This window comes from Kitasatospora sp. NPDC059646 (assembly GCF_042734615.1).
Taxonomy (GTDB): domain Bacteria; phylum Actinomycetota; class Actinomycetes; order Streptomycetales; family Streptomycetaceae; genus Kitasatospora.
The window spans coordinates 25,217-49,481 of record NZ_JBHWDS010000010.1; the positions used below are offsets into that span (position 1 = coordinate 25,217).

The following is a 24,265-nucleotide window of genomic DNA, read 5'->3' on the forward strand; positions in this document are numbered from 1 at the left end:
GGTCTCAGTAGCAGCGGGGGTTGCGGGCCGAGGGGCAGGAGCGGGGCCGGGACGCGCTCCCCGCGTCCGGCTCCTCGGCCTCGTCCTGGGACGGGGCGCCGATCTCCGGGACGTCGAGCTCCAGAACGTCGGGCTCAAGGACGTCGAGCTCCGGGATGTCGTTCACGGGAACCGCCTTTCGTGGCTCGATCCACCGGCAGCGGCGCGGCGGCGCCGGGTGGTGGATCCGCGCGCCGGCCGCCGAGGCGTCGGAAACCGGACGGTCCGGGCCGTTCCCCGGACCCGTTCCGCTCCGACACCGCGCACACTAGGGACTCGCCGTCGACAGCCGATCCGCCCCCGATCGGCGGCCGATCGACGCACCGTCAGCACCTCGCCGACCGGATGGGTACTGCCGCCCGGCGCGCCGCTCTGCATACCCTGTGCGACACGCAGGGCACGCACGGAGAACCACGGACCACGTCCGAGGAGTCACGAACAGCGAAGCACGGACGACGGACGACCGACGGCTCGGCAACGGGGCCGGCCACTGGGGGTGCAGACGGTGAACAGCCAACCGGCGGAGCTGGACTTCGCGGTGCTCGGCCCGGTCCGCGCCCGGCGCGGCGACGCGCAGCTGCGGCTCGGCGGCCCGCAGCAGCAGGCCGTGCTGGCGGTCCTGCTGCTGCGCCCCGGCGGGACGGCCACCGCAGCCGACCTGATCGACGCCCTGTGGGGCGAGCAGCCCCCCAACTCCGCGATGACCACCATGCGCACCTACGCGTGGCGGCTGCGCAAACAGCTGGAGCAGGACGGCGCCGGCCCCGCCGTCCTGCTCTCGCTCGGCGACGGCTACCGGCTGGTCCTGCCGCCCGACGCGGTCGACGCCCGCCGCGCCGAGCAGCTCGCCGCCCGCGCCGAGGACCGGGCCGCCGCCGGACACCCCGAGGACGCCCGCGAACTGCTCGACGAAGCACTCCGGTTGTGGCAGGGCGAACCCCTGGCCGGCGTCCCCGGCCCGTACGCGGAACGCCAGCGCAACCGGCTCGGCGAGCTGCGCCTGACCCTGCTGGAGGAACGGCTCGCCCTGGACGTGGCACTCGGCCGGGCTGCCCGCAGCATCCCCGAGCTGACCGACCTGACGGACGAACACCCGCTGCGCGAACGCCCGTACGGCCTGCTGATGCGCGCCCTGTGCCGCAGCGGCCGGCAGGCCGAGGCACTGGCCGCGTTCCGCCGGGTACGGGACGCCCTGGTCGACGAACTCGGCGTGGAACCCGGACCCGAACTCGCCGCACTGCACCGCCGGATCCTCAACGGCGAGGAGAGCGCGGCGGAGCCGCCCACGAAGGCCGGGCCGGCCGTGGTCGCGTCCGCCGGCGTGCCTGCACGCGTCACTGGATCCGCCGCTGCGCCCGAGCCCGCCGCCGTGCCCGCCGTTGTGTCCGCACCCGCCGCTGCTCCGGGGCCGGCCGTCGAGGCACCGCTGCGGCCGGCCCAACTGCCTCCCCTGATCGGCGACTTCGTCGGACGGGAGGCGCAGGCGGAGGAGATCCGGCGCGCGCTGACCGCGCCGTCCAGGGGGTCGCTGCCGGTGGTGGCGGTGGTCGGCATGGGCGGCGTCGGCAAGACCGCGCTCGCCCTGCACGCCGCCCGGCGCTGCCGGGACGCCTTCCCCGACGGGGAGCTCTACGCCGACCTGCGCGGCGCGGACCGGCTGCCCGCCACCGCCGACGACGTGCTGGCGGGATTCCTGTCCGCGCTCGGCGTCCGCCCCGAGGCGGTACCGGAGTCCACCGCGGCCCGGTCGGCGCTGTTCCGCTCGCTCACCGACGCCCGGCACCTGCTGGTGGTCCTCGACAACGCCCGCGACTCCTCGCAGATCCGCCCGCTGCTGCCCGGCTCCGCCACCTGCGCGGTCCTGGTGACCAGCCGCACCCGGCCCACCGGCCTGCAGGCCGACGTCCGACTCGACCTGGACGTCTTCACGCCCGCCGAGGCGCTCGACCTGCTCGGCCGGGTGATCGGCCCGCCCCGGCTGGCCGCCGAGCCCGGCCCGGCCCTCGACCTGGTCGCGGCCTGCGGCCACCTCCCGCTCGCGGTACGGATCGTGGCCGCCCGGCTGGCCTCCCGGCCCCGTTGGACGATCGCCGGTCTCGGCGGACGGCTGGCCGACGAGCAGCGCCGGATCGACGAACTGCGGATGGGCGACCTCGCCGTCGGTGCGGCCTTCGAGCTCGGCTACCGGCAGTTGACGCCCGATCAGGCCCGGGCGTTCCGGCTGGCAGCCTGGGCGGAGGCCCCGCACTTCGGACTCGACACCGCCACCGCGCTCCTCGACCTCGGCCCCGACGGCGCCGAGGACCTGCTGGAGGCGCTGGTGGACGCAGCGATGCTCGACTCCGTCGGCGCCGGCCGGTACCGCTACCACGACCTGCTGCGCGGCTTCGCCCGCCGCACCTCCGGCGCGCACGACCCGGAGGAGGGCGCCGCCGCCCGGTCCCGCCTGCTCGGCCTGCTCCTCGACCGGGCCCGCGCCGCCTTCCAGCTCGCCGTCCCCGGCGACCCGGTGGCCCACGCGCTGGGCGCCGACCGGCCGCCGCACCCCGGCGGCCCCGCACTGCCCGACCTGGCCGCCGCCCGCGCCTGGGTACGGGCCGAGGCTCCGGAGGCGATCGCCCAGGCCGGCCGCCTGGCGGCCGCCGCCGCCGACCTGTTCGCGGCACGGGTCGGGCCCGCCGCGGGTGGCGGGTCCGACCGGCTGTTCGCCGAGGCTTTCGAACCGGCCGCCGGATTCCGGGAACCGGGGGCGGACGAACGTGCGGCCGGCGCTGCCGGACCGTTCGCCGGTCGACGCGTCCCGGCGGCGGGGTCCTTCGAGCTGGTGGACTGGACCGTCACGGCCGAGCGCGACCGCCGTCCGTCCACCGGGCGAAGCGTCCCGGCCGCCGTGGCCTTCGAGCCACTGGACGGGTTCGACGGGTCGGGTGCCGTGGCGGGCCGTTCGCGGGCCGGGCGCTCGGCGCTTCCGGGCGGGTCGGCGGAGCGGGCCGCCGAGCGGAGCGTCCCGGCCGCTGAGAACGCCGCACCGAACGACGGCTACCAGGGGTCGGGCGCGGCCGATGGCGCGCTGGACGTCACGGGAGGCGTTCCGTGGGCCCGGCGTTCCGCTCCTCCGGGCGGGTCGGCGCGGCACGGCGGCGGCCCGGGGCGGACCGCTTCCGCTGCCGGGACGTTCGGACGGCGGGGCTCGGCCGGGGCGGCGAAGGGCGGGGGTGGTCGGGGGCCGTCCGCCGGGCAGGGCCCCACGGCTGCCGAGACCCTCGAACGACGGGACGGATGGCAGGGGCCGGGTGCGGTCGGCGGTGGGCTCGGCGCTGCCGGAGCCGTTCCGGGAGACCCGCTGCCGGAGGAGGCGGGCGGGCCGGCGCAGAGCGGAGGGGAGCGGAGGCTGTCCGCCGAGCGGGTCGTGGCGGTCGCCGAGGTCTTCGAGCTGCTCGACGGCTTGGAGGAGTTGGGCGCCGCCGACACCGGGCTGTTCGGCACCCGGCGGATTCCGGCGGCCGAGGTCGGCCGGTCGGGCCGGGCCGAGGGTGACGCCGGGCTGTCCGCCGCGCGGCGCGGCCTGCGCGCGGCCGCCGATCTGCTGATCGCGCTGAGCCCGTTCGGCCCGGGCGAGCGGGCCGGACGGCCGGGGCCGGCGGAACGGGCCCTGGTCGCGGCGGCGGTGAGCGGCGACCGGCGCGCCGAGGGCGGGGCCCGGTTCCTGCAGCGCGGAAGCCGCCTCGCGGCGGCCCGGCTGGACGACGCCCGCGCCGAGGCGCTCGCGGCCGAGGCCGCCAGCCGCGCCGCCGGGGACACCGTGAGGCTCCGTCAGGTGCTCGACGAGCTCGGACTGATCGCGCAGATCCTGCACCGGAACGCCGAGGCGATCGGCCGGTTCGAGGAGTCGGTCGCCCTGGCCCGGGAGTCGGGCCACCGGTCGGGCGCGGCGGCGGCCACCGTCAGTGCCGCACTCTCCAGGGTCCGGCGCGGGCAGGCCGCCGAGGCGGCCACCGTGTGCGAACAGCTGCTGCCGGAGGTGCGGTCGCTCGGCGACACCGCCGGAACGGCGTACACGCTGTACGTGCTCGGGCTGGCCCTGCACGGGCTCGGCTGCTACCCGCAGGCCGCCGAACGCCTCCGCGAGTGCCGCGCCCTGGCCGCGGCGGCGGGCCGCCGGGAGCGGCAGGCGCTGGCCGGGTTCCGCCTCGCGGACACCCTGTGCGCCCTGGGGCGACCCGAACAGGCACTGGTCGAAGCCGAGTTCGCGCTCGCGCTCACCATCCGCACGGGCGCCCGGCGCGACCGGGGCTACGCGCTCCAGGCCCTCGGCCGCGTCCTCGCCGACCTGCGCCGCCCGGCAGGGTTCCGCGACCGCCTGCACGAGACCCACCGCATCTTCGAGCGCCTGGGTCTCCCGCAGGTGACCGGGTTCGCCGGTCCGGTGACCCGACCGGGCCGCGGCGGCTGAGCGGTCGCCGCGCCGCGGTGCGTGAAGGCCGCTGTGCCCGCCCGCCCGCCGCCCGGCAGGGACCGCTGACCCGACCGGGCGGGTCGGCGGTCGGGCAGCGCCCCCGTCCGCCGACGGCGCTGCCCGACCGCGCTGCTGCGGGACGCCCGTGCGCCTCCTGCACCTCGCTGCCGGGCGGTCCGCCGGGGCGCCGGCGGTGTCCGCAGCTTCGCAGCGGCGGATCGGCGCACCCTCGACCGCCGGGCGGCGCCCGGCCGTTGAGCGGGTGTGCCCGCCGACCGGGCCGGGGGAGGGCTCGGGCGGCGGGCGTCGCCGGCGGCGGGGTTCAGGCGGTGGCGTTGTCGACCCGGAGCCGGGCGCCGTCGCGGGCCCTGAGCAGGGCGAGGCCGCCGGCCACCAGGAGGGTGACCGCGCCGAGGACGCCGACCGCGGCGGCGAGGCCGCCGACGGCCTTGGAGACGCCGATCAGGGCGACGGGGCAGACGAATTCGCCGAGGAAGAACGCGGCGTTCCACAGGCCGGTGCCGCGGCCGCGGTCCGCGGCGCCCAGCAGGGCCAGCGTGCGGGTGATCAGGGTGGGCAGCAGCATGCCGCCGGCGAAGCAGTTGACCACGGCGCCGGCCACCAGCAGCGGGGCGTTGCCCGCGAAGGCGACGATGCCGAAGCCGACCGCGCAGGTGACGAGGACGGCCGGCAGCAGGCGTTCGGCGTGCCCGGTGACGCGGGTGAAGGCGACGGCGCCGGCCACGGTGGCGGCGCTGGCGAGGGCGGTGGACAGGCCGATGGCGGCGGAGGCCGTGACGCCGAGGTCGTCGAGCAGGTAGGAGGTCTCGACGGGCATGGTGTAGAAGACCATCGCGCCGAAGAAGGTGAGCGCGCACGGGGCGAGCAGCCGGCGCAGCAGCGGCGCGGCGGGCGCGGTGGACGTGTCGGCGGCCGGCTGCTGACGGTTCGTCGGGCGCAGGAAGGCCGCCATCAGCGGGGCGAGCAGCAGGCCGATGCCGTAGGCCCAGAACGGGACGCGCCAGCCGGCCGAGCCGGCGGCGCCGCCGAGGGCGAAGAACGCGGTCGCGGAGACGGCGGCGCACATGGCCTGCAGGGCGAGGTAGCGCTCGCGCTGCCGGCCGGTCCAGTAGTCGCCGATCAGGGTGGTGCAGGAGGTCATGATCGCGGACTCGGCGACGCCGACCAGGACCCGGCTGGCGACGATCGCGCCCAGCGAGTCCAGGTAGAGCGGGGCGGTGCCGACGATCGCGTAGAGCACCGTGGCGACGACCAGCAGGCGGTGGCGGCCGAGCCGGTCGACCAGGACGCCGGCGAACGGGGCCATCACGCCGAGGGCCAGCGCGGGGACGGTGAGCGCCATCGGGGCGAGGACGTCCGCGCCCGGGGTGGCGGCGAAGTGGTCCTGGAGCTTGGGCAGCACGGGGGCGATCAGCACCGCGCCGAGGATCGGCAGGCAGCTGCCGGCCATCAGCAGGACGGCGGTCAGGCGCGGGCGGGCGAGCACGGCGGCCTGCGGCGGGGCGGCGGGGGCCGCGGTGGCAGGGGCGGGCATGTGGCTCCGTTCGGGAGGACGGGGCCGGTCGACGGGCTGCGCGGGGAACGGGGGAGGCGCGGGCCGGTGCCGTCCGGCCGTGGGGAGGGCCGTCGGCGCCGGGGGTGCGCCGTGTCGACGGGCCGGGACGGCAGTCATCCTGAATGCGCGGGGCGTCCGCTGGCAATGCCCCCACCCGTCGAATGTACGAATAACTGACAACTGTCCGGTGAATGACGATCCGTCGGAATTCTGTTCCGACGGCCCGTCGGCCCCGGTTTCCGGGTACGGGTCGCCGCAGGTCAGGGGCGGCGGGGCGGAATGGCGGGCCCGGTTAGCCTGGGAGGGTGGAAGCGATTCTGGTCAGTGCGTGTCTGCGCGGAGTGCCGTGCCGGTTCGACGGGCGGGACAAGGCGTCCCCGGCGCTCGCCGAGCTGCTCGACGGCCGGCGGCCCGTGCCGTTCTGCCCCGAGACGGCGGGCGGGCTGGCGACGCCGCGCCGCCCGGCCGAACTGGTCGGCGGCGACGGCCACGACGTGCTGGACGGCGCCGCGCGGGTGGTCGACGACCACGGGCGCGACGTGACCGCGGAGTTCGTGGCCGGCGCCGAGCTGGCCCTGGCGGCGGCCCGGCGGGCGGGCTGCACCGAGGCGGTGCTGATGCCCCGCAGCCCCTCGTGCGGCCGGGGCGCCGTGTACGACGGCAGTTTCGCCGGGGAGCTGGTGCCGGGCGACGGAGTGACGGCGGCGCTGCTGGAGCGGAACGGGATCGCCGTCCGGCCCGCGCCGGGGGTCTGAACTGCCGTTCTGCCGGCGGCGAATCTGCCGCGGGCAGAGAACTCCCGTCCGGGGCCCGAGCGGGGGGAACAGTGGAGGGGACGGCACGCTCCGGCCCCGAGGAGGAGACCTCCGATGACCCTGCCCAGCCCGCTCCGGCCCCGCGCGGAGGACGGCGACACGCCGCCCAGCCGCTTCGACGACCACCTCGCGGCGCAGCTGCTCGCGCAGCGGATCGTCCTGCTCGGCACCCAGGTGGACGAGGTGTCGGCGAACCGCGTCTGCGCGCAGCTGCTGCTGCTCTCCGCGGAGGACCCGCGCACCGACATCAGCCTGTACATCAACAGCCCCGGCGGGTCGGTGACGGCCGGCCTGGCGATCTACGACACGATGCGGCTGATCCCGAACGACGTCTCGACGCTCGCCATGGGATTCGCCGCCAGCATGGGTCAGTTCCTGCTCACGGTCGGCGCCGAGGGCAAGCGGTTCGCGCTGCCGAACGCGCGGATCATGATGCACCAGCCGTCGGCGGGCATCGGCGGCACCGCCTCCGACGTCGAGATCCAGGCGGAGAACCTCGAGTACACCAAGAAGGCGATCGAGCGGATCACCGCCGCGCACACCGGCCAGAGCGAGGAGACCATCGCCCGCGACGGCGACCGGGACCGCTGGTTCACGGCCGAACAGGCCAGGGAGTACGGGATGGTCGACCGGGTCGTGGAGTCGCTCGCCGACATCCGCCCGGCCGCCAACCGCCGACGGATGGGGTTGTGACATGGGCTCGTACACCGTTCCCTACGTCATCGAGCGGACCGCGCAGGGCGAGCGCTCGTACGACGTGTTCAGCCGGCTGCTGAACGAGCGGATCATCTTCCTCGGCACCGACATCGACGACGGCGTCGCCAACGTGGTGATCGCGCAGCTGCTGCACCTGGAGTCGTCCAGCCCCGGGGAGGAGATCGCGATCTACCTCAACTCGCCCGGCGGCTCGTTCACTTCGCTGATGGCCATCTACGACACCATGACCTTCGTGCAGTCGCCGATCTCGACGTTCTGCGTCGGCCAGGCGGCGTCCACGGCGGCCGTGCTGCTGGCCGGCGGCGACCCCGGCCGGCGGTTCGTGCTCCAGCACGCCCGGGTGCTGCTCGGCCAGCCCGCCAGCGGCGGCCGGCAGGGGACGGTCTCCGACCTGAGCCTGGCCGCCAAGGAGATGGTGCGGATCCGCTCCCAGGTCGAGGAGGTGCTGTCCCGGCACACCCACCACGACGTGGCGACGCTCCGCCGGGACATGGACCGCGACAAGGTGTTCACCGCCGAGGAGGCCGTCGCCTACGGCCTCGCCGACGAGGTGCTGAGCCGCCGCCTGGTCCACGCCTGAGACCTCCCCCGGCCGGTACGGCGGTACCGGCCGGGGGACCGCTCAGGCCGCCAGGCAGAGACCGTTGGCGGGCCCGGCCGCACGGCCGTGGGTGCGGCGGGAGGTGTGGCTCACCAGGTCCTGCTGGGCGAGCGACAGCAGGTCGCCGAGGCCGAGCCCGAGCGCCCGGGCCGCCGCCGCGAGCACCTCCGACGAGGCCTCCTTGCGGCCCCGCTCCAGCTCCGACAGGTACGGCATCGAGATCCGCGCCGCCTCCGACACGTCCTTCAACGTCCGGTTCTGGGCCAGCCGTTCGCGGCGCAGCACGCCGCCGACCAGGTCGCGCCAGAGGGGTTCGCGGGGCGCGGGGGGCTGCTGCCGGGCCGGCGGGCGCAGCGGGATGACGCGGGCTTCGTTCTCGCCTTGAGTGCTCACCGTCCCAGCGTAGGCATCCGCCGCGCGGAGGGAACACCGCGGCGTTCTGCTGTCGGTGAAGTGCCGGGTTCCCGGGCTCCGCTGACGGCGGATCAGACCGGGACGTCCGGGCCTAGGATCGTCGGTCATGGTCGATCTCTATCCGCTCACGCATCCGTACGACACCGGCTTCCTGGACACCGGGGACGGCAATCGCATCTACTACGAGCAGCTCGGCAACCCGGAGGGCAAGCCCGCGCTGTACGTGCACGGCGGGCCGGGGGCGGGAGCGCCGCAGCGGCCCACCCGGGCCTGGGACCCGGACTGCTACCGGGTGATCCGGTACGACCAGCGCAACTGCGGGCGGAGCACGCCGCACGCGAGCGATCCGGCGGCCGACATGGCGCTGAACACGACGCAGCACCTGATCGACGACATGGAGCGGCTGCGGGAGCACCTGGGGATCGAGCGCTGGCTGCTGGACGGCGCCTCGTGGGGGTCGACGCTGATCCTGGCGTACGCGCAGCAGCATCCGGAGCGGGTGACCGAGATCGTCATCCAGGCGGTCACCACCACGCGGCGGGCGGAGACGGACTGGCTGTACCGGGGCGTCGGCGGGTTCCGGCCGGAGGCGTGGGACCGGTTCCGGGACGGCGTGCCGGAGGGCGAGCGGGACGGGGACGTGTACCGGCTGCTGGCGGCGTACGCCCGGTTGATGGAGCACCCGGACCGGGCGGTGCGGGAGCGGGCCGCGAACGAGTGGCTGGCCTGGGAGGACGCCGTCATCGAGGGCGAGCCGAACGGCATCCCCGGCATGTACAGCGCCCGCGACATGGACGAGCGGATCGCCTTCGTGCGGATCTGCTCGCACTTCTTCAGCAACGGCGCCTGGCTGGAGGAGGACCAACTGCTCCGGAACGCCCACCGGTTGGCCGGCATCCCGGGCGTGCTGGTGCACGGCCGCTACGACATGGGCTGCCCGGTGCAGACCGCGTGGGAGCTGGCCAAGGCCTGGCCGGACGCGAAGCTGCACATCTTCGACGACTCCGGCCACGTGGGGAGCCAGGAGATGGCGGGGACCGTCCGGCAGGCGCTGGAGGACTTCAAGCACCGGCGGTAGCCGGACGGCCGGCGCCCCGCCACGGCTTCCGCGGCGGGGCGCCGGCCGGCGGTCACTTCTGCCAGCCGACCGAGGTGATCACGGTGTCGGCCAGGCTGCCGGCGCCGAAGTTGGCCAGGCCCTTGCGGACCGCGACGATGCTCGGGCGCTGGTACAGCTCGACGGTGTGGCCGAGCTCCCAGATCTTCACGTCGGCCTGGTTGTAGAGCTCGTTGGCCTTCGCCGGGTCGAGGGTGGCGGCGGCCTTGCGCAGCAGGGTGTCGATCTCGGGGGTGCTCAGCTTCGAGTAGTTGCCGAACACGTTGTCGCCCTGCGGGGCGCGGAAGATCGGCACCGTCTTGGAGAGCGGGAAGGAGCCGGTGTTGCGCCAGCTGGCCAGGTCGAACTTGCCCTGGTCGATGTACTTGGAGAAGTACTCCTTGCTGGGCACCTTGTCGACGGTGAGCTTGACGCCGACCTGCTGGAGCATGTTCTGCACGGCGGTGGCCAGGTCGGACTGCGCCTGGGTGGAGCCGTCGCTCATCACGTAGTGCAGCTCCAGCGGCTGCCCGTCCTTGCTGCGGGTGCCGCCGGCGTCCTTCCAACCCGCCTCGTCCAGCCACTTCTTGGCGGTGGCCGGGTCGTAGGTCACCCAGTCGCCGGCGTTCGCCCGGTAGCCGTTCTGGTTGGTCATGAACAGGTGGTTGTCCAGCGGCTTGAACTCCACCGGGACGCCCTTGTTGGCGATCTTGATCAGCGAGCCGCGGTCCAGCGCCTTGCCGAGCGCCTGACGGACCTTCTGGTCGGCGAGCGGGCCGTTGCCGCCGAAGGAGATGTGCACCTCGTCCCAGGGGGTGCCGGTGCGGATCACCGCGTCCTTGGCGTCCTTGAGCTGGCCGTACGAGGTCGCGGTGCCCGCCGAGGCGAAGTCGATCTCGTTGTTGAGGAAGGACTGGGTGATCGCGGCCGAGTCCAGCACCCGGTAGGTGATCCGGTCCAGCTTCGGCTTCGGCCCCCACCAGCGCGGGTTGGGCGCGAGGGTGATGGTCTGCGCGGTCTTGTCGGCGTTCTGCAGCACGAACGGCCCGCCGTAGATCGGGACCTTCTCCACCCAGCCCTCGTTGAACGCCTGCGGGGTGGAGATGCCGGCGGCCGGCAGCAGCGGGTTGAACAGGCTCTGCCAGTCCGCGTACGGCTCGGAGAAGGTCACCTTCACCTCGCTCGGGTCGGCGCCCTGCGCGACGCCCGAGATCTGCTCGTAGCCGGAGGAGTCGGCCAGGTTGTAGGCCTGGTCCTTGCCGTTGGACGCCTTCCAGACCGCTTCGAAGTCCCGGTAGCCGATCGGCGTGCCGTCCGACCAGACCGCCTTCGGGTTGAGCTTGTACGTCACCACCTGCGGCGAGGAGGAGGTGACCTGCGCGGACACCAGGTACTCGGGGACGGGCTGGTAGACGCCGTGCGCGTCGGAGCGGAAGAGCTTGGCCTCCAGGTAGCCCATGATCTCGACGGCGTCGCCGTAGGTGCCGTCGACCTGGTACGGGTTCCACTGGGTGATCCACTGCTGGAGCGGCTCGCGCAGCTCGCCGCCGTCCTTGATGTTCTCCAGCGGCTGGGGGTTGTTGTCCTCGGCGTCCACGGTCGGCACCACGGTCTTGGCCGCGTCCGCCGAGCCGCCCTGGCTGCTGCAGGCGGTCGCGGCCAGGAGCGCGGCGAGGGCCGCGGCGGCGGCGCGGCCGAGTCGGCGGGTGGCGGGCGATGTGTGCATCGGAGTCCTCGGGTTTCGAAGAGTCGACGGTCGCCAGGTGTGACGACGCTTGATCGTGGGCAGCCAAGTCGGTGCCGGCGGGCCGAACGTAACAGCCCGTCAGTCACCCCCACCAGAGTTGTGCGCAGAACTGATCGAAACGAAACGGAGTGAAACACCGCCGCAATCCCCCGTTCGTGCCCGTCTGATCAGCTGTGACCAGCGGGTTCACCGAACCCGTCGGCCCGACGACGCGAACGCCCCTGGACGGCCGGGCCGGGCGTGGCGTACAACTGCTGCGCGAAAGTGCGTCAAAGTCCGTACTAACGAAGGCAAATGACCATGTTCCGCAGGTGTGCGAACCACACCGGGGGTGCATCGTGACGGGGTACCTGGCCAGACGGCTCGGCTACTACGTCGTGCTGCTCACCGCCGCCGTGTTCCTGGCCTACGCGCTGACCAGCACCGCGCTCGGCCCGCGCGCCTACTTCGAGGCCAAGCAGCCGCGGCCCGCCGCGGCCGCCGTCGACCGGCAGCTGACCGCCCTCAACCTCAACGACCGCACCCCGGTCGTCGAACGCTTCGGCACCTGGGCCAACGGCGTCCTGCTCCACGCCGACCTCGGCCGCACCATCCACGGCACCGACGTCAACGACGAGTTCGGACGCCGCATCTGGGTCTCGCTGCGGCTGCTGCTGGTCGGCAGCGTGCTCGGCATGCTGCTCGGCGTCGCCGCCGGCGCGTGGAGCGCGGTGCGGCAGTACCGGCTCTCCGACCGGGCGCTCACCGTGCTCTCGTTCGTGCTGCTCTCCACCCCCGTCTTCCTGCTCGCGCTGCTCCTGAAGAACGGCGCGATCGCCGCGAAGAACGCCGCCGGGCACGACGTCATCCCCTTCACCGGCTACGAGACCCCCAACCTCACCGGCGGCCTCGGCGCCCACCTCGCCGACTGGGGGCTGCACCTGCTGCTCCCCACCCTCTCGCTCGCCCTCGGCGGCCTCGCCACCTACAGCCGCTACCAGCGCTCCACGATGCTCGACGTCCTCGGCGCGGACTACCTCCGCACCGCCGAGGCCAAGGGCCTCACCCGGAGCCGCGCCCTGATCAAGCACGGCCTGCGCACCGCGATCATCCCGATGACCACGATGTTCGCCTACGCCTTCCTCGGCCTGTTCACCGGCGCGGCTTTCACCGAGACCATCTTCGGCTGGCACGGCATGGGCGAGTGGTTCATCCAGGCCGTCAACGAACAGGACGTCAACTCCGTGGTCGCCGTCAACCTCTTCGCCGCCGTCGTCGTCCTCGCCGCCGGCTTCCTCGCCGACGCCCTCCACGCCGCCCTCGACCCCCGAGTGAGAACAGCATGAGCAAGAGGGCCCGAGCCCGGACGGCCGGAAACCGGGCGGTGCACAACCGGGGAGAGCACCACCCGGGGCGCGGGGAACTGCGCGAGGCGGAAGGCGCCCGCCGGGAAGATCGCGCCGCCGGACGGCGAGTCGCCCGTGCGGGCGTCGCGCGGCAGGCCCGCAGCCGAGGGAGGGCCGCATGAGTGCCGAGGTCGTGGAGCCGGTCGCGGCAGCGCCGGCGGAGCGGGCGCCCGCAGGCCGGTTGCGGTTGGCGGCCGGCCGCGTCGCCGCCTCGCGCGGGGCGGTGGTCGGGCTGGTGGTGCTGGCGCTGCTGTTCCTGCTGGCGTTCCTGGGCCCCTACCTGACGCCCTGGGACTACGCGACGCCGGACTACTCGGCGCTGCGCCAACCGCCGTCCGGGCAGCACTGGTTCGGGACGAACGGGCTCGGACAGGACGTGTTCGCGCAGACCGTCAGGGGCCTGCAGAAGTCGCTGGTGATCGGCTTGCTGGTGGCGGTGCTGTCGACCGGGCTGGCCTCGCTGGTCGGGGCGTGCGCGGGGTACTTCGGCGGCTGGACCGACCGGGTGCTGACCTTCCTGGTCGACCTGATGCTGATCTTCCCGGCGTTCCTGGTGATCGCCGTGATCTCGCCGCGGCTGCGCGGCAGCGGCTGGATCGCCTTCGTGGTGCTGCTCGCCGTGTTCAACTGGATGATCACCGCCCGGGTGATCCGCTCGATGACGCGGTCGCTGCGCGAGCGCGAATTCGTCGCGGCCGCCCGCTTCATGGGCGTCGGCCCGTTCCGGATCATCTGGCGGCACATCCTGCCGAACGTCTCCTCGTTCCTGATCATCGACGCCACGATCACCGTCGGCGGGGCCGTGATGAGCGAGGCCGCGCTCTCCTACTTCGGGTTCGGCGTGCGCCCGCCGGACGTCTCGCTCGGCACCCTGCTGGCGGCCGGCGCGGGCGACGCCCCCGTCTTCCCCTGGCTGTTCTACTTCGCCGCCGCGCTGCTGGTGCTGTTCGTGCTGGCCGTCAACCTGGTCGGCGACGGCCTGCGCGACGCCCTCGACCCCACCTCCGCGGCCGGCCGCCGGCCCTCCCGCCGGGCCCGGGCCCGGGCCCTCGCGGAGAGCCGACAGACCCTCACCACCACGCGCCGGAGCACCCCTTGACCACCGACCTGCTCGCCGTCCGCAACCTCACCGTCGACTTCGGGGACCACCCGGCGGTCCGCGGCGTCGACCTCGACCTGCGTCGCGGCGAGACCCTCGGCCTGGTCGGCGAGTCCGGCTCCGGAAAGTCCGTGACCGCGCTCGCCGTCCTCGGCCTGCCGCCCGGCACCGCCCGGATCGGCGGATCGGTCCGCCTGGACGGCCGGGAGCTGGTCGGGCTGCCCGCCAAGCAGTTGGCGGACATCCGCGGCCGGCGGATCGCCATGGTCTTCCAGGACCCGCTGTCCGCGTTCACCCCCGTCTACCGGATCGGCGACCAGATCGCCGAGGCCGTGACGGTCCACCAGGCGGTCGGCCGGGCCGCCGCCCGCAAGCGCGCCGCCGACCTGCTCGACCTGGTCGGCATCCCCGACCCGGCCCGCGCCCTGGACGCCTTCCCGCACGAGTTCTCCGGCGGCATGCGCCAGCGCGCGATGATCGCCATGGCCGTCGCCAACGACCCCGACATCCTGCTGGCCGACGAACCCACCACCGCCCTGGACGTCACCATCCAGGCCCAGGTGCTGGACGTGCTGCGCACCGCCCAGCGGGAGACCGGCGCCGCGCTCGTGCTGGTCAGCCACGACCTCGGGGTGATCGCCGGCAGCGCCGACCGGGTCGCCGTCATGTACGCCGGGCGGATCGTCGAGACCGCGCCCGTGGACGAGCTGTTCACCGCGCCCCGGCACCCCTACACGCTCGGCCTGATCGGCGCCGTCCCCCGCCTCGACGGACGCGGCGGGCCGCTCGTCCCGATCCCCGGCCGCCCGCCCGCCGCGGGCGAACTGCGCGGCGCCGGCTGCCCGTTCGCCGACCGCTGCCCGCTGGTCGAGGACCGCTGCCGCACCGCCGAGCCCGAACTCGCCGGCGACGGCGGCCACCTGGCGGCGTGCGTGCGCGCCGACCACCTGGCCGCCACCCGGCCCGCGCCCGCCGAGGTCTACCCCGTCCCGGCCGTGCCCGCCGCCGGGGCCGGGCCGCGCGAGGACCGCGAGGCCGTCCTCACCGTCACCGGCCTCACCCGCAGCTTCCCGCGCCACCGCGGCAGCCTGCTGCGCCGCCGGGTCGGCGAGACCTGGGCCGTCGACGGCGTCGACCTGGAGATCCGGCGCGGCGAGACCCTCGGCCTGGTCGGCGAGTCCGGCTCCGGCAAGTCCACCACCCTGTACGAGATCCTCAGGCTGGCCGCCCCGCAGGGCGGCCGGATCGAACTGCTCGGGCAGGACACCGCCGCCCTCGACCGGGCCGCCGCGCACCGGCTGCGCTCCCGCGTCCAGATCGTCTTCCAGGACCCGGCGGCCTCCCTCGACCCGCGGATGCCGGTCGGCGACGTCATCGCCGAACCGCTGCTCGCCCAGCGGGTGCCCGCCGCCGACGCCCGCCGCCGGATCCCCGAACTGCTGCGCCAGGTCGGCCTGGACCCGGCGCACGCCGACCGCTACCCGCACGAGTTCTCCGGCGGCCAGCGCCAGCGGATCTCCATCGCCCGGGCCCTCGCCGTCCGCCCCGACCTGCTGGTCCTCGACGAGCCGGTCTCCGCGCTCGACGTCTCCGTGCAGGCCGGAGTGCTCAACCTGCTCCAGCAGTTGAAGGCCGAACTCGGCCTCGCCTACCTGTTCGTCTCCCACGACCTGTCCGTCGTGCGGCACCTCGCCGACCGGGTCAGCGTCATGTACCTCGGCCGCACCGTGGAGACCGGCACCGTGGAGCGGGTGTTCGCCGCGCCCCGCCACCCCTACACCCGGGCGCTGCTCGCCGCCGTCCCGCTGCCCGACCCGGCCGCCGAACGGGCCCGCCCCCGGATGCTGCTGGCCGGCGACCCGCCGTCGCCCGCCGAGCGCCACCTCGGCTGCCCGTTCCGCAGCCGCTGCCCCGTGCACGCCGCGCTCGCCCCGGAACAGCGCACCCGCTGCGCCACCGAGCTGCCGCCCGCGGCGCCCGCCGCGGCCGGCGCCGACCACACCGCGGCCTGCCACTTCCCGGACGGCGCCTGACGGCCCGTCGGCGCCGCGCGCAAACCCGGTCCCGAATTTCGGGGCCGGGTTTTCCCGCATGGTTGCGGTATTCGGCGCGGGGATCATAGGCTGTCGGCAGCCGACGCCATTTCAGCTGAAAAGAGGTATTCCGGTGTCCGACCGACACGAGCTCTTCCAGTTCCTCACCGCCGACAGCAAGGTGAACGGGGTTCCGGCGACGAACTACCTCTCGACCACGTATTTCCTGGCGAAGCTCGCCTCCGAGTGCGACCCGTCGGACGTCGAGCACGACCTCGCGCACAAGGTGGACGGCGTGGTGGTGGTGGACACCCGCTCCGCGGACTCCTACCGGGAGGCGCACATCCCGGGCGCGCTGAACCTGCCGCACCGCGACCTGGGGCCCGAGCACGTGGCCGGCCTGGACCGCGAAGCGACGTACGTGACCTACGGGTTCGGGCCGGACTGCAACGCCGGGACGAAGGGCGCGGCGAAGCTCGCGGTGCTCGGGTTCAAGGTCAAGGAGATGATCGGCGGCTTCGAGTACTGGAAGCGCGACGGGTTCCCGGTGGAGACCGGGAACCCGTCGGAGGGCTGATTCCGAATCAGCGCGGAACGGCCGGAGCCCCGTTCACCGGGAAGGTGAGCGGGGCTCCACGCCTTCCAGGAAATCGGGCCGGAATTTCTCCGCACGGGAGAAATCCTCGGTGAGGAAATACCCGCGCAGCCGGCGGTCGCCGACGGGCGCGTCGGGCGGATATCCGAGAATGAGTCCGGGGTCGTTCAGCGCGGTGAAATTCAGCACCAGATCGGCCTCGTCGCAGCCGGTCGGGTCGCCGAAGTCCTGCGAGGGCACCGCCCGGAAGCCCATCGCGGTCTTGAACTCGAACAGGCCGATCGAGGTGAGGTGCCCGTACAGGTTGGGCTCGTCGCCGAGGGTGGCGTACCGGAGGCCCTTGAGGCGGGCGGTGCGCATCGCGGTGAAGTAGAGGGTGCGGGACAGGCTCGCGTACCGGCGCCAGTGCTCGGTGACGGCGGAGAACCGGACCCGGATCGCCGAGACGTCCGGGCACTCGGCGACCAGGCAGCCGCCGACCAGTTCCTCGTCCTCGAAGGCGAACACCCCGAAGTACTTCTGCGGGCCGTGCAGCACGGCCTCCCGGTGGCGCTTGGCGTAGGGCACGCCGTACTGCATGAGGGAGACCCGCTCCTCGTAGAGGGCGAGGAAGCGGTCCAGGGTGTCGGCGTCGACCCGGTCCTGGACCTCCTCGCGGAGCACGGCGGAGCGGCGCTGGGCGCGCTGGATGTCGCGGCGCGGGTCGGGCTTGAGCCGGGCCAGGAAGTCGTCCTCGTCGGGGCCGAGTTCGGCCAGCCAGGTGAGCATCTCGGGCTTGACCACGAAGCCGGCGGCGCGCAGCTCCCCGACCCGGTCGGCGGGCGGGCGGAGCATCCGGACCACGTCGACGTGGCGGTCCGTGGAGAGCCAGGGGCGGGCGGCGAGTTCCTCGGGGTCGATCAGCGCGACGGACAGGCCGTGCTCGTCAATGAGCTTCATGCGGCGTCTTCTTCCACCACTCCTGGCCCTCCGGCGGGAGGGTCTGGATCGGGTCGTAGTAGGGGTGGGCGCGGCCGCCGGCCGCCGGGTCGGCGGACTCCAGCGGGGTGAGGTAGTTCTTCGTCCAGTAGGAGATGCCGCGTTCGCGGTCGTAGGAGTCGACCTGGTCGACCCAGCGCTTGCCGACGAACGGCACGTCGCAGACGATCCGCGGGGTGGCGAAGCCGGGGAGGTAGCCCATGATGCCGCGCTGCAGCGCCTGGGCCTCCCACAGGGCCACCCGCCAGTGCTCGCTGTTCGGGATCATGTCGCAGAGGTAGAAGTAGTACGGCATGATGCCGGCGCCGTCGAGCAGGCCGAAGCCGAGGTCGAGCAGCGCCTCGACGGAGTCGTTCACCCCCCGCATCAGGACGCCCTGGTTGCGGACGTCGCGCACCCCGGCCTCGAACAGCGCGGCGGTGGCGCGGGCCACCGCCGGCGTCACCGACTGGGCGGCGTTGGCGTGGGTGTGCACGGCGATCTGCACGCCCTGCCGGCGGGCCCGGGCGCAGACCGCGGCCAGCCCGTCCAGGACGTCCTTCTGCAGCCAGTGCTGCGGCAGGCCGACCAGGCCCTTGGTGGCGAGCCGGACGTCGCGGATGTTGGGGATCTCCAGCAGCGCGGTGAGGAAGGACTCCAGGCGCGGCCACGGGAGGTTGGCCAGGTCGCCGCCGGAGACCACCACGTCGCGGATGCTCGGGTGGCTGCGCAGGAACTCCAGCATCCGGCCGAGCCGGTCGGCCGGCCGCAGGTCGAAGCGGTGCTTGGTGAACTGCGGGGTCGGATTTCCGACCAGGTCCATCCGGGTGCAGTGGCCGCAGTACTGGGGGCAGGTGGGCACCAACTCGGCCAGCACCTTGGTCGGGTAACGGTGCGTCAGGCCCTCGACCGCCCACATCTCGGTCTCGTGCAGCGAGTCCCGGGTGGCGAACGGGTGGGAGGGCCAGTGCGGGTCGCGGTCGGAGAGCACCGGAATCATGTAGCGCCGCACCGGATCGGCGTACAGCGCCGCCAGGAAGCCGTCGTCGCCGGGCGCCAGCGCGGGCGCCATCGTGTTCAGCATCTGCGGCGTGACCAGCATCGACATGGTGGCGCGCTGCTGCTGGTCGCGGACCAGGTCGGCGAGGAAGGACTCGTCGAGGCCGGGCCCCAGGACGGCCCCCAGTTGGCGTGCGCTCTTGACGCAGTTGGCACGCTGCCACTGCGCGGAATCCCATTCCTCGGCGGTCACCCGGGACCAGCCGGGAAATCTCCTCCAGTCGGGTTCGACCGGCGCACGGAACCGGTACGAGTAGGGCTGGACGGGCAACGGCCCGGGTGTTTTCTCCGAGTCGGTCGTCGATGGTCCTGAATTGAACTGGATGGTCATACCGCCCCCGCGTTCAGTCGGCCCTGGACATGGTCCTGCGGCGGCGCGAATGCGCATGGAAATGCGGATTCGGCCGCGCCGGGTCGAGTGAGGAGAAAAACAGAGAAGACTGCGGAAAGGACTGTCGAAGCGCTTGCAGAGGGTTTCGCGGCATCGGGCCGGCCGCTCGGTGCCGTCGCCCCGGCACGCACCCTCCGACTGTTCTAACCCATGGCCCGAGCGGCGATCAAGGACCCGGGCAGCACTGTTCCGGTATGGGCGGAGCTTTCACTGTTGGGCTGCCTGGGGAGGCTACCGACCGATCGGTCGGCTTCTGTCCGTTTCGCTGCGAATCGTTCCCGGCAAAACCCCAGGTCGCTTTACGTGGCGCAACACTGCCGCAACAAAGTTGTCCTCGAACTCTTGACAGTGAACACGTCATGCGGGGTAGGTTCATGATCGTGGCAGGGGGAGTCACCGTACACATCTGCTGCCCTCCCGCCATTTCCGCCAAAAGCGCAAGGATTGGGTCCTACGTTGGCAGTTCAGTGGGCAGACCAGCACGACTTCCAGGCACTTCTCAAGCGCTCCGAGATCGAGGACAAGCCGGTCCTCCTGGATCTCCACTCACCCGAATGCTCCGGTTGCGGAAATCATGACCGCAGCATTTACTCCGACCCGGAGATCGCCCGGGACATCATGGAGTACACGCTCCCCGTCCGGGTGGTCACCACCGACCCGGACCGGGCCAGCACCGACATCATCAACAACCACATCTTCATCTGGTCGCCGACCGTCCAGCTGCTCGCGCCGGACCAGACCCGCTACCACGAGTGGAACGGCGCCCCGCGCCGCACCCGCCTGTCGGTCGGCTACCAGACGGTGTTCCACGACACCCCGGGCCACCTGACCGCCGAGAGCTTCAAGGCCCAGCTGCTGGTCGGCCGCGCCAAGGCCGCCCTGCGCAAGCAGAAGTACGGCGAGGCGATCCGGCTGTTCGACGAGGCCACCGCGCGCTTCCCACAGGACAGGGTCACCGTCGAGGAAGCCGCCCGCTGGCGCAAGGTCGCGCAGAGCGGCGGCACCATCGAGACCTCCTGGGACCGCCACCGCCAGGTCACCACCTCGCCGCTGGCGGCCGCCGTCGAGCGCTTCGCGCAGACCGTGGCGGTGCTGCCCGACAGCGTCCTGATGCAGGACTGGATCGGCAAGCCCGGCCCCGGCGACTGGCAGTGGTACTCCGACTGCCTGCGCGAGGTCGTCCTCCAGGCCTACCAGGAGCTGTGCGACTTCGGCGTCGTCGCCGAGCGCGAACGCGCCAAGAACGGCCCGGAGTTCACCGACACCCACCGGCTGCTCGGCCAGCACCGGTTCGCCTACCGCGAGTTCCAGTCGCTGTTCGTCGGCGTCCCGGACTCGCTGCTCGACACCACCCCGCTGCGCTCCGAGCGCTCGATCCGCGAGAACCTCGCGCACGTGGTGATGGCCGAGTGGTGGGCCTACCGCCCGCAGATCCTGCACGCGCTGGACCGCGGCCGCAACGGCCTGCCGCCGGAGGTCGTGCCGGCCACCGACACGGTCGCCGAGCACGGCGAGCCGCTCGGCAGCCACGAGAGCCTGCACGAGCTGCTCGCGCTCTACGAGCGCCTGCACCTGCGCAACACGCAGGACTACTCGGAGATCACCGAGAAGGAGCTCGGCATCCGCTCCGCCTGGTGGGAGCTGGGCCCGGTCGAGCTGCGCTTCCGCCTCAAGCGGTACATCTGGCACCCGCGGGACCACGCGGTCTCGATCGACAAGATCCTCGACGCGGCCGGCCACCGGCACACCGCCAACCACCGGTTCGCGTCGCGCCTGTTCAGCGGCCTGGGCACCGCCGAGGCCGCGCTGATCGGCGCCGACGGCTTCATGGCCGACAAGGTGGCCGCCCTCGCGGCGACCATCAACGAGCGGGCCGACGAGGCGGCGCGCCTGATCGGCAAGGCCTGACGCAGGCCCGGGTCCGGCGACCGGACCCGGTTGCCCCTCCGCAGTAACCGCAGGCCGGTTCCGCGCCACCCCAGCGGCGCGGGACCGGCCCGCCACCGACCGAGCCGTCACCGAGGAAGGCCGAACGACCGTGACCGTGGCAGACGTTGACGTGGAGATCCTCGGGATCGGGGCCGGGCCGGCCAACCTCGCACTGGCCGTCGCCCTGGAGGAGCTCGCCCCCGACCTCGCCCGCCGCACCCTGCTGGTCGAGCAGAGCAGCCGCACCGTGTGGCAGAGCGGCCTGCTGATCCCGTGGGCCCAGAGCCAGGTGTCCTTCCTCAAGGACCTCGCCACCCTGCGCAACCCGCGCTCCCGCTACACCTTCGTCAACTACCTGCACCAGAGCGGCCGGCTGGACGACTTCATGAGCCTCGGCTCGTTCACGCCGTACCGCAGCGAGATCTCCGACTACCTGCGCTGGGTCGCCGAAGGACTCGAGCACGTCGCCGTCCACCACAACCGGCGGGCCGTGGGCGTCGAACCCGTCCGCGACGCCGACGGCGCCCTGCAGCGCTGGGACGTCGCGTTCGCCGACGGCTCCACCGTGCGGGCCCGCCACCTGGTGCTGGCCGGCGGCCGCGACCCGCGGATCCCCGAGGCGTTCCGCGCGCTGCCCGCCGAGCGGGTGGTGCACAGCAGCGCCTACTCCGAGCGGATCGCCGAGCTGCCCCGGGACGTCCCGCAGCGGATCGCGGTGATCGGCGGCGCGCAGAGCGCCGTCGAGATGGTGCAGGCCGTCCGCGACGACCTGCCGGGCTGCACGCGGGTGCTGGTGGTGCGCGGCCTCGCGCTCACCCCGTACGTCACCTCCAAGTTCACCAGCCGGTTCTACTCCCCGGCGGCGTCCCGGGAGTTCTACGACCTGGACGGGCCGGCCCGCGCACTGGTGCTGGAGGAGATGAGCCGCAGCAACTACGCGGGCGTCACCCCCGAACTGCTCGACAGCCTCTACCACCAGCAGTACCTGGACCGGTTGGAGGGCAAGGAGGCGCTGCGGATCCTGGCCGCCACCGAGGTGGTCGCGGCCGCCGCCGACGCCGACGGCGTGGTGCTGACGCTGCGCGACCGGCTCAGCGGCGAACACTCCGAACTGGCCTGCGACCGCGTCCTGCTGGGAACCGGCTACGAAGCGGGCATGCCCGCCGCGGTGCGCGGGGTACAGGAAGCCCTGGGGCTGCCCGAGGTGACGGTGCAGCGCCGCTACCGGGTCCGCACCGGGGAGCGCGACCGCGCGCGCCTCTACCTGCAGGGTGTCAACGAAGCCACCCACGGGATCGCCGACTCGCTGCTCAGCACCATGGCGAACCGGGCCGGCGACATCGTCGCCGACCTCCAGGACGACCGGGCCTGACCGCCGCGGCCCGACAGGGAGTTGGCACCATGGACATCACGCGCCTGCGGGCCCGGACACCGGGCTGCGCCGAGACCGCCTACTTCGACAACGCGGGCTCCGGCCTGCACACCGAGCACGTCACCCGCACCGTCGTCGACCACCTGCTGCTGGAGTCCCGCCTCGGCGGCTACGCCGCGGCCGACCGGGAGCACGAACGGGTGGAGGCCGTGTACGCCTCGGTGGCCCGGCTGCTGAACGCCCGGCCCGAGGAGATCGCCCTGACCGACAGCGCCACCCGGGCCTGGGACATGGCGTTCCACGCCATCGCGTTCCGGCCCGGCGACCGCATCCTCGCCTCCCGCAGCGAGTACCCGTCCAACGGCCTGGCGTTCCTCCAGGCCAAGCGGCGCCACGGCGTCAGCGTCGAGCCGATCCCCGACGACGCGCACGGGCAGGTCGACCTCGACGCGCTCGCCGGGATGCTGGCGCAGGGCGGCGTCCGGCTGGTCGCCGTCAACCACGTGCCGACCTACGACGGCCTGGTCCAGCCCGCCGCCGAGATCGGCGCGCTGGCCCGCCGGGCCGGCGCCCTCTACCTGCTGGACGCCTGCCAGACGGCCGGCCAACTCCCGCTGGACGTCGCGGAACTCGGCTGCCACCTGCTGTCCGCCGCCGGCCGCAAGTTCCTCCGCGGCCCGCGCGGCACCGGCTTCCTGTACGTCGACCGGGAGGTGGTGACGCAGCTCGAACCGCCGGCGCTCGACCTGCGGTCCGCCACCTGGACCGGCCCCGACAGCTACGAGATCCGCCCCGACGCCCGCCGATTCGAGACCTGGGAGCGCAGCGTCGCCGACCTGCTCGGCCTCGGCGCCGCCGTCGACGAGGCCCTCGACCTCGGCCTCGGCCCGATCCGCGCCCGCGTCGACGCCCTCGCCGAACGGCTGCGCGCCGGGCTGTCGGCCCTCGACGGGGTGCGGGTCCACGACCGCGGGCAGGTCCGCAGCGGCATCGTCACCTTCACCAAGGAGGGCCGCGAGCCGCAGCAACTGGTCGCCGGCCTGCGCGAGTCGGGGGTGACGGTCGCGGCCTCGCAGCCGTCCCGCGCCCGGTTCGACATCCGGCCGGGGAAGCCGGCCGAGGTGGTGCGGGCCTCCGTGCACTACTACAACACCGACGCCGAACTCGGCCGGCTGCTCGACGGCGTCGCGCAGCTGTGACCCCGGGGACGCCGTGACACCAGGAACCGCCGGCGGCCCGGGCCCGCACCCGGGCCGCCGCACCCGCACCGAGGCGAGGCCCATGACGTACAGGTTCTTCACCGTCGACGACTCCCGGACCGTCAACGAGCACGCGGGGGAGGGGAGTCCGGCCTCGCTGCTGACCAGCACCGCGATCGGGGTGTTCCGCGCCGACCCCAGGCGGCTGACGGAACGGCACTTCGACATCCACCTCGCCGCCTCGCCGTGGGGCACCCGCGAGGTGATCTTCCGGCTGCCCGGCACGGACTTCCCGCTGCCGCTCGCCGCGCAGTACGGCGCCGAGGCGTGGGCGGTCGGCGGGCACAGCCTGGTCGCGTTCCGCACCGACTTCGCCGGCCGCGGCGCCAAGGCGGACTTCCCGCTGGAGCGGCTGGCCGGCGTCCGGGCGGCCCTGGCCGCCGGCGACCACCGGGCGCTGTACCTCGGCTGGCTGGCCCTGCTCGGCCACCCCGACCAGTACGGGCCCGACGAACTGCGGGAACTCGCCGAGGAGTTCGAGCCGCCGGTGCCGCCCGGCCTGAACGCCCCCGACGCGGGCCTGCGGCTGCTGGCCGAGATCCTCTGCGTGGACGCCCGGCTGCTGCGCGCCGCCGCCGCCCCGGCCCCCGCCCGCCGCCCCGGCGCGGCGACGGGCCGCCGGACGGTCGCGGCGCTGCTGCGCGCCGCGGCCCGCGAGTGCGGCCGCCGGGAGGCCGGCTGACCGGGACCGCCCGGACCCGCCCGGTCCGCACCCACCACCTCGC

Annotated in this window: 19 protein-coding genes; 13 read left to right on the forward strand and 6 right to left on the reverse strand. The window is 73.8% G+C overall.

The window, feature by feature from the left end; translation table 11 throughout:
• Window positions 1-4: 4 nt before the first annotated feature.
• The gene (locus ACFV1L_RS09100) at window positions 5-166 is read right to left on the reverse strand and encodes a hypothetical protein (protein ID WP_380364333.1); all 162 of its coding nucleotides are present in this window, start codon (window positions 164-166) and stop codon (window positions 5-7) included.
• A 378-nt stretch (window positions 167-544) separates the two neighbouring features.
• On the opposite strand from ACFV1L_RS09100, the gene ACFV1L_RS09105 reads away from it, so the two are divergent.
• Window positions 545-4,492 carry a BTAD domain-containing putative transcriptional regulator gene (locus ACFV1L_RS09105; protein ID WP_380364335.1) on the forward strand — a complete coding sequence of 1,316 codons (3,948 nt, stop codon included), beginning with the start codon at window positions 545-547 and terminating at the stop codon, window positions 4,490-4,492.
• Window positions 4,493-4,817: 325 nt separating this feature from the next.
• Here the strand turns inward: ACFV1L_RS09105 and ACFV1L_RS09110 are convergent, their stop codons facing one another.
• Entirely contained in the window at window positions 4,818-6,050 is a 1,233-nt protein-coding gene (locus ACFV1L_RS09110; RefSeq protein ID WP_380364337.1) for an MFS transporter, read from the reverse strand.
• 326 nt (window positions 6,051-6,376) lie between these two features.
• On the opposite strand from ACFV1L_RS09110, the gene ACFV1L_RS09115 reads away from it, so the two are divergent.
• The 3 genes from ACFV1L_RS09115 to ACFV1L_RS09125 all read left to right on the forward strand — a co-directional run bounded on the left by ACFV1L_RS09115 (window position 6,377) and on the right by ACFV1L_RS09125 (window position 8,183).
• Window positions 6,377-6,826: a DUF523 domain-containing protein gene (locus ACFV1L_RS09115; RefSeq protein WP_380364339.1), complete on the forward strand. Its 450-nt coding sequence runs from the start codon at window positions 6,377-6,379 to the stop codon at window positions 6,824-6,826.
• A gap of 114 nt (window positions 6,827-6,940) precedes the next feature.
• Window positions 6,941-7,579 carry a ClpP family protease gene (locus ACFV1L_RS09120; protein ID WP_380364341.1) on the forward strand — a complete coding sequence of 213 codons (639 nt, stop codon included), beginning with the start codon at window positions 6,941-6,943 and terminating at the stop codon, window positions 7,577-7,579.
• A 1-nt stretch (window position 7,580) separates the two neighbouring features.
• Window positions 7,581-8,183: a ClpP family protease gene (locus ACFV1L_RS09125; protein WP_380364343.1), complete on the forward strand. Its 603-nt coding sequence runs from the start codon at window positions 7,581-7,583 to the stop codon at window positions 8,181-8,183.
• Window positions 8,184-8,225: 42 nt separating this feature from the next.
• Here the strand turns inward: ACFV1L_RS09125 and ACFV1L_RS09130 are convergent, their stop codons facing one another.
• A complete protein-coding gene (locus tag ACFV1L_RS09130) occupies window positions 8,226-8,597 on the reverse strand; it encodes a helix-turn-helix domain-containing protein (RefSeq protein WP_380364345.1) in 372 nt (123 codons plus the stop codon).
• 127 nt (window positions 8,598-8,724) lie between these two features.
• On the opposite strand from ACFV1L_RS09130, the gene pip reads away from it, so the two are divergent.
• Entirely contained in the window at window positions 8,725-9,696 is a 972-nt protein-coding gene (pip, locus tag ACFV1L_RS09135; RefSeq protein WP_380364347.1) for a prolyl aminopeptidase, read from the forward strand.
• Window positions 9,697-9,748: 52 nt separating this feature from the next.
• Here pip and ACFV1L_RS09140 read toward each other — a convergent pair whose 3' ends face one another.
• A complete protein-coding gene (locus ACFV1L_RS09140; RefSeq protein ID WP_380364349.1) occupies window positions 9,749-11,440 on the reverse strand; it encodes an ABC transporter family substrate-binding protein in 1,692 nt (563 codons plus the stop codon).
• A 359-nt stretch (window positions 11,441-11,799) separates the two neighbouring features.
• Here ACFV1L_RS09140 and ACFV1L_RS09145 point away from each other — a divergent pair, with 359 nt between their 5' ends.
• From ACFV1L_RS09145 to ACFV1L_RS09160, 4 genes are all read left to right on the forward strand, one after another.
• Entirely contained in the window at window positions 11,800-12,786 is a 987-nt protein-coding gene (locus tag ACFV1L_RS09145) for an ABC transporter permease (protein WP_380364351.1), read from the forward strand.
• Window positions 12,787-12,964: 178 nt separating this feature from the next.
• Window positions 12,965-13,945: an ABC transporter permease gene (locus ACFV1L_RS09150; protein WP_380364352.1), complete on the forward strand. Its 981-nt coding sequence runs from the start codon at window positions 12,965-12,967 to the stop codon at window positions 13,943-13,945.
• A complete protein-coding gene (locus ACFV1L_RS09155) occupies window positions 13,942-15,978 on the forward strand; it encodes a dipeptide ABC transporter ATP-binding protein (RefSeq protein ID WP_380364354.1) in 2,037 nt (678 codons plus the stop codon). The genes ACFV1L_RS09150 and ACFV1L_RS09155 overlap by 4 nt, the downstream gene beginning before the upstream one ends.
• A 133-nt stretch (window positions 15,979-16,111) precedes the next feature.
• Window positions 16,112-16,555, forward strand: coding sequence for a rhodanese-like domain-containing protein (locus ACFV1L_RS09160; RefSeq protein WP_380364356.1), 444 nt, complete (start codon window positions 16,112-16,114; stop codon window positions 16,553-16,555).
• A gap of 33 nt (window positions 16,556-16,588) precedes the next feature.
• Here ACFV1L_RS09160 and ACFV1L_RS09165 read toward each other — a convergent pair whose 3' ends face one another.
• Entirely contained in the window at window positions 16,589-17,512 is a 924-nt protein-coding gene (locus tag ACFV1L_RS09165) for a GNAT family N-acetyltransferase (protein ID WP_380364357.1), read from the reverse strand.
• Window positions 17,499-18,860, reverse strand: coding sequence for a KamA family radical SAM protein (locus ACFV1L_RS09170; RefSeq protein WP_380364359.1), 1,362 nt, complete (start codon window positions 18,858-18,860; stop codon window positions 17,499-17,501). Before ACFV1L_RS09170 ends, ACFV1L_RS09165 begins: the two co-directional genes overlap by 14 nt.
• Before the next feature lie 576 nt (window positions 18,861-19,436).
• Between ACFV1L_RS09170 and ACFV1L_RS09175 the strand changes: the two genes are divergently transcribed.
• The 4 genes from ACFV1L_RS09175 (at window position 19,437) to ACFV1L_RS09190 (ending at window position 24,222) form a co-directional block, all read left to right on the forward strand.
• The gene (locus tag ACFV1L_RS09175; RefSeq protein ID WP_380364360.1) at window positions 19,437-20,888 is read left to right on the forward strand and encodes a DinB family protein; all 1,452 of its coding nucleotides are present in this window, start codon (window positions 19,437-19,439) and stop codon (window positions 20,886-20,888) included.
• Between the two features lie 136 nt (window positions 20,889-21,024).
• Window positions 21,025-22,281, forward strand: a complete 1,257-nt coding sequence (locus ACFV1L_RS09180; RefSeq protein ID WP_380364361.1) for a SidA/IucD/PvdA family monooxygenase — start codon at window positions 21,025-21,027, stop codon at window positions 22,279-22,281.
• Between the two features lie 29 nt (window positions 22,282-22,310).
• Window positions 22,311-23,480, forward strand: a complete 1,170-nt coding sequence (locus ACFV1L_RS09185; protein WP_380364362.1) for an aminotransferase class V-fold PLP-dependent enzyme — start codon at window positions 22,311-22,313, stop codon at window positions 23,478-23,480.
• Between the two features lie 82 nt (window positions 23,481-23,562).
• A complete protein-coding gene (locus ACFV1L_RS09190; RefSeq protein WP_380364364.1) occupies window positions 23,563-24,222 on the forward strand; it encodes a hypothetical protein in 660 nt (219 codons plus the stop codon).
• Window positions 24,223-24,265 lie beyond the last annotated feature (43 nt).